Genomic DNA, 5273 nt, shown 5'->3' on the forward strand with positions numbered 1-5273 from the left:
CTACGACACCGTCATCGAGCCCGGCATGGTCTTCACCATCGAGCCCATGCTCAACCTCGGCACGCCCGACTGGGTCATGTGGGACGACGACTGGACCGTCGTGACGGCCGACGGCCGCCGCAGCGCGGGCGGGCGGCGCAGCCGGTAGGAACGGTCACCATGACCGTCGTCGGCTTCCACCACTCGCACGAGCAGATCCACCCGCGCGCGCTCCTCGAGGCCGCCCGGCACGCCCAGGACGTCGGCTTCGACGCGGGCATGTGCTCCGACCACTGGGCGCCCTGGAGCGCGACCCAGGGCCACTCCGGCTACGCGTGGACGTGGCTCGGCGCCGCGCTCGCGACCACCGACCTCCCGTTCGGCGTCGTCAACGCACCCGGCCAGCGCTACCACCCGGCCGTGATCGCGCAGGCGGTCGCGACGCTCGGGGCGATGTTCCCGGGCCGCTTCTGGGTCGCGCTCGGGTCGGGCGAGAACGTCAACGAGCACATCACGGGCGACCGCTGGCCCTCGAAGGCCGAGCGTGACGCGCGGCTGCGCGAGTGCGTGGACGTGATCCGGGCGCTGCTCGACGGCGAGGAGGTCACGCACGACGGGCTCGTGCGCGTCGATCGCGCCCGCCTGTGGACGCTCCCCGCGGAGCGACCGCTGCTCATCGGTCCCGCGGTCACGCCCGCGACCGCCGCAAGGCACGCGGACTGGGCCGACGGGCTCGTCACCGTCAACCAGGACCCGGCGGTCCTGCGCGAGGTCGTCGACGCCTACCGCTCCGCGAGCGGTCGGGGCACGATCGCGCTCCAGGTGCACGTCGCGTGGGCGCCCGACGAGGCCTCCGCGTTCGCGCTCGCGCGCGAGCAGTGGACCGCCAACGTCGTCGGCCCACCCGTCGCGTGGGACCTCGACACCCCCGAGTCGTTCGACGCGCTCGTCCCGAACCTCACCGACGACCTGGTCCGTCGCTCGGTGCTCGTCGAGCACGACCCCGTACGGCTGCGGGACCGCGTCGCGGCGCTCGTCGGCCTCGGCTTCGACGCGGTGTACCTGCACCAGGTCGCGACCGACGAGACCGCCCGCCGCGACAAGCACCCCGCCGCCGAGCCCACGAGCACCCCGGCGGCGTACAACCTGCGCGCGTTCCTCGACATGGCGGGCGAGCACCTCGTCCCGCAGCTGCGGGAGGTGGCCGCATGAGGATCCGCGACACCGGCGACCTGTGGTGGAAGAACGCGGTCGTCTACTGCCTCGACGTCGAGACGTACATGGACTGGAACGACGACGGCGTCGGCGACCTGCCGGGCCTCGTCCAGCGCATCGACCACCTCGCCGACCTCGGCGTGACGTGCCTGTGGCTCATGCCCTTCTACCCGACCGCCGACCGCGACGACGGCTACGACATCGTCGACTTCTTCGGCGTCGACCCGCGCCTGGGCGACGCGGGCGACCTCGTCGAGCTCATCCGGACGGCGCGCGACCGCGGCATCCGCGTCATCGCCGACCTCGTCGTCAACCACACGAGCGACCGGCACCCGTGGTTCCGCTCGGCACGCAGCAGCGTGGACTCGCCGTTCCGCGACTTCTACGTGTGGAGCGCGACCAAGCCGCCGGACACGTCCGACCAGGTCGTCTTCCCCGACCAGGAGACGGGCATCTGGACGCTCGACGAGAAGACGGGCGAGTACTACCGGCACCGGTTCTACCGGCACCAGCCGGACCTCAACACCGCCAACCCGCGGGTTCGCGACGCGATCGCCAAGGTCGTCGGCTACTGGGCGGAGGTCGGGCTGTCCGGGTTCCGCGTCGACGCCGTGCCGTTCTTCCTGGCCGACGCCGCCAAGGGCAAGGGCGACGACATCGAGCGCCCGCACGACTTCCTCAAGTCGTTGCGCGCGTTCCTCACGCGGCGCACGGGCGACGCGATCCTCATGGGCGAGGTCAACCTGCCGTACGAGGAGCAGCGGCAGTTCTTCGGCGACGACGACGGCGACGGGCTCGCGGACGGCGACGAGCTCACGCTGCAGTTCGACTTCGTCCTCATGCAGCAGCTCTACCTCGCGCTGGCCCGTCGTGACGCGGGCCCGGTCGCGACCACGCTGGAGTCGCGGCCGCCGATCCCGCGCGACGCGCAGTGGGCGACGTTCGTGCGCAACCACGACGAGCTGACCCTCGACAAGCTGTCCGACGACGAGCGTGCCGAGGTGTTCGAGGCCTTCGGCCCCGACCCCGACATGCAGCTCTACGGCCGCGGGCTGCGCCGCCGGCTGCCGACGATGCTCGACGGCGACCCGCGCCGCGTGCGGATGGTCTACTCGCTGCTGTTCTCGCTGCCCGGCACGCCCGTGCTGTTCTACGGCGAGGAGATCGGCATGGGCGAGAACCTCGCCGCCGAGGGGCGGATGGCGGTGCGCACGCCCATGCAGTGGACGTCGGAGCGCAACGGCGGGTTCTCCCGGGCGCGTGCGTCGCGGCTGAGCGGACCCGTCGTCGAGGGCGGGTACGGGCCCGAGCACGTCAACGTCGCGGACCAGCGGCGCGACCCCGGGTCGCTGCTCACGTTCGTCCAGACGCTCGTGCGGCGGTACCGCGAGAGCCCGGAGCTCGGCTGGGCGACCGACGTCGAGATCCTCGACCAGCCGCACGCCGCGGTCCTCGCGCACCGCAGCACGTGGCAGGACGGCTCGACGGTCGCGCTGCACAACCTGGGCGACGAGGCCGTCGAGGTCCCGCTCGACCTGCCCGACTGCGTCCCGGACGACGACGGCGGCGTGGCGGTGCGGCTCGTCGACCTGCTGCACGCGCAGGAGTGGACGTGCGACGAGCGCGGCCGTGCCACCGTGCCGCTCGACGCGTACGGGTACCGGTGGTTGCGCGTCGTGCGGGAGGACAGCCGCCGCCTGCTGTGAGGCGGGCGGTGCCTCAGCCCTCGACGCCGGTCGCGTCGTGCGACGCCCCGACCGGCTTCGACTCCGGCGACCCGCGCTCGCGCAGGTAGATCGACAGCACGACCATCGACAGCACCGCGAGGAACTCGGACTGCCAGTTCTGCAGGGTCCGGTTCCAGAAGTCGGGGAGCGCGAGGTACTGCGACCACGTGACCGGGTCGAGGTGGTCGCGCAGCTGCTCCTCGGAGTACGCGACGCTGCCCGCGAGCGACTGCGCGTACCAGCTGAGCAGGAAGATCGAGCCCATCACCAGGCCGAGGGAGTGCGAGTAGACCGACAGCCGCCACCCGCGCACGCGCGCCCAGGCGGGGGAGTCCGCCGTCGCGTGCTCGGCGACACGCTGGTCCTCGTCGCTCTCGCGACCGACCTCGTCGGGCTTCTTCGACTCGGGCGAGCCCACCTGGACCAGCCACACCGTCGCGAGGATGTACAGCAGGAACTGGAGGAACTCCGACTGCCAGTTCTCGGTGATGTCGACCGCGAACTGCGACGACGTGATGTACCGCCCGAGCGTGACCGGCTCGAGCCCGTCGGCGAGCTGCTCCTCGTTGTACAGCGCCGTGCCGCTCAGGGCCTGCCCGGCGACGGCGAGGACGAAGATGCCCGCGAAGAACAGGCTCAGCGAGGCGTCCCGGAGCGTGCGGCGGGCGCTCACCGGTTCACCATCGCGAGGACGATGCAGTAGGCGAGGCCGAGGTAGGTCCCGCCGAGTGTGACGACGAACAGCACACGACGGGACATCACGCCTCCAGCGCGCAGTCGTAGGGACGCGGCGGCCGTGGGTCGCACGCGGCGGCCGTCACGACCCAGGTGTCACCCGACGCGGCGAGGAACAGCGTGTCCTGCGGTGTCCGCGCCTGGGCCTGGCCGCCCGCGCGGCGGACGGTCACGTCGCCGTCGGAGGCCCGGGCGCTCAGGTCGGCGCCGAGGTCGCCCGACGTCAGCGCGTCGGCGCACGGCTCGCCCTCCTCGTCCTCGACCGCCTCGACGACGGCCGGCGCGAGCAGCGCGCACGCAGCCTCGCCGTCTCCGGCGTCGACGGCGGCGTAGAACTCCTGGGCCACGTCGGCCACGTCGCCCCGCACCTGCGCGGGGGACGAGCATGCCGCCGCGGCGACGACGACGAGCGCGAGCACCACGCCGGCCGGACCACGTCTGCTGACCATGGGCCGATGCTCGCCCGTGCCGCGCGGTTCGGCACGTCAGGCGGTCGCGCGCGCCCTCACCACCGCACGTCGACGCCGTCGCACGACGCGGGGGGCCACGACGTGGGCGCCGCCTGCTCATCCGTGACGGCCGCGGCTCGTGCACGCCCGAGGTTCCAGCCGAAGCCGCTCTCCGCCTCACGCAGCGACATCCCGTCGAGCACGCACGAGCGCAGCGGCTCGTCGAGCGAGTCGACCGCGGGCACCGCGTCGGCCGACAGGCCCTGCAGGTAGCGGACGTCGAGCGGGACGTCGAGGTCCGCGCCGGTGTTGTGCCGCACGATCTGCGCGTCCGGGTCGACCGCCGCCAGCGCGAGCACCGCTGCGCCCACGACCCCGAGCACGGCCGTCGGCAACCAGCCCGCCCGCCACCGCACCCCTGCGACGAGGACCAGCACCAGCACCGCGCCCATCACGGCCTCGGCGAGCGCGACCCACAGGCGCAGCCGCGTGAGGCCGAACGCGTCGACGTACAGGTCCAGGCGCAGGAGCGCCGACGCCACGACCCCGAGCGTCCCCACGCACAGCACGCCGAGACCGGCGCGGACGACCGCGCGCTCGCGACCGGTCCCGCGCGGCGCGTGCCGTGCGGCGAGGGCGACGACGACCAACGTGAGCGCGGTCGCGACGACGAGCTGGGCGAACCCCTGCCGCGCGTACTGCGCGTACGTGAGTCCCGCCGTCTCGAGCACGTGCCGGTGACCCCCCGCGAGCGCGGTCGCCTGCACCGTCACGAACGCGACCACCACGAGGTCCAGCGCGACGACCGGGATCGCCCACTCGGCGACCCCGGCGGGCCGCCCCGGACCGGGCCGCAGCGTCGACCAGCCCGGCGGGTGGGCCGCGAGCTGCGCGTTCGCCGCGGCCGCGACCGACACCAGGAGCGCCACGACGACCTGCCCGGGCAGCACGCCGAGGTCGATCCGCGGCAGCAGGCTCGCGAACACGCGGTCCGCGCTCGCGAACAGCGCACCGAACGTCACGACGACGACCGCGGCGAGCGCGACGGCGCGACCCACGCGCAGCACCTGCTGGCGCCGTGCCCCGACCGCGTCGCCCGCCCCGTGCCGCAGCCACGGCAGCGCGCGCACGACGCCGGCCAGCCAGCTCAGCGGCGCGGCCACCACTG

General features: G+C 73.6%; 5 protein-coding genes. 2 read left to right on the plus strand and 3 right to left on the minus strand.

Annotated features, from left to right (window positions below):
• The first annotated feature begins 159 nt into the window (after nt 1-159).
• Both HGA02_RS09405 and HGA02_RS09410 read left to right on the plus strand, forming a co-directional pair.
• Nucleotides 160-1191 carry a TIGR03885 family FMN-dependent LLM class oxidoreductase gene (locus tag HGA02_RS09405; RefSeq protein ID WP_168678787.1) on the plus strand — a complete coding sequence of 344 codons (1032 nt, stop codon included), beginning with the start codon at nt 160-162 and terminating at the stop codon, nt 1189-1191.
• Nucleotides 1188-2900: an alpha-amylase family protein gene (locus HGA02_RS09410; protein ID WP_168678788.1), complete on the plus strand. Its 1713-nt coding sequence runs from the start codon at nt 1188-1190 to the stop codon at nt 2898-2900. The genes HGA02_RS09405 and HGA02_RS09410 overlap by 4 nt, the downstream gene beginning before the upstream one ends.
• Before the next feature lie 13 nt (nt 2901-2913).
• Here the strand turns inward: HGA02_RS09410 and HGA02_RS09415 are convergent, their stop codons facing one another.
• The 3 genes from HGA02_RS09415 to HGA02_RS09425 all read right to left on the minus strand — a co-directional run.
• A complete protein-coding gene (locus HGA02_RS09415; protein ID WP_168678789.1) occupies nt 2914-3594 on the minus strand; it encodes a DUF6766 family protein in 681 nt (226 codons plus the stop codon).
• Between the two features lie 85 nt (nt 3595-3679).
• Nucleotides 3680-4105 (minus strand): hypothetical protein, encoded by a 426-nt coding sequence (locus HGA02_RS09420; protein ID WP_168678790.1) that lies wholly within the window; start codon nt 4103-4105, stop codon nt 3680-3682.
• 56 nt (nt 4106-4161) lie between these two features.
• A partial coding sequence (locus HGA02_RS09425) for a DUF4153 domain-containing protein (protein ID WP_168678791.1) occupies nt 4162-5273 on the minus strand: 1112 nt, incomplete at its 5' end.

The organism is Cellulomonas septica (assembly GCF_012396155.1).
Classification (GTDB): Bacteria; Actinomycetota; Actinomycetes; order Actinomycetales; family Cellulomonadaceae; genus Cellulomonas; species Cellulomonas septica.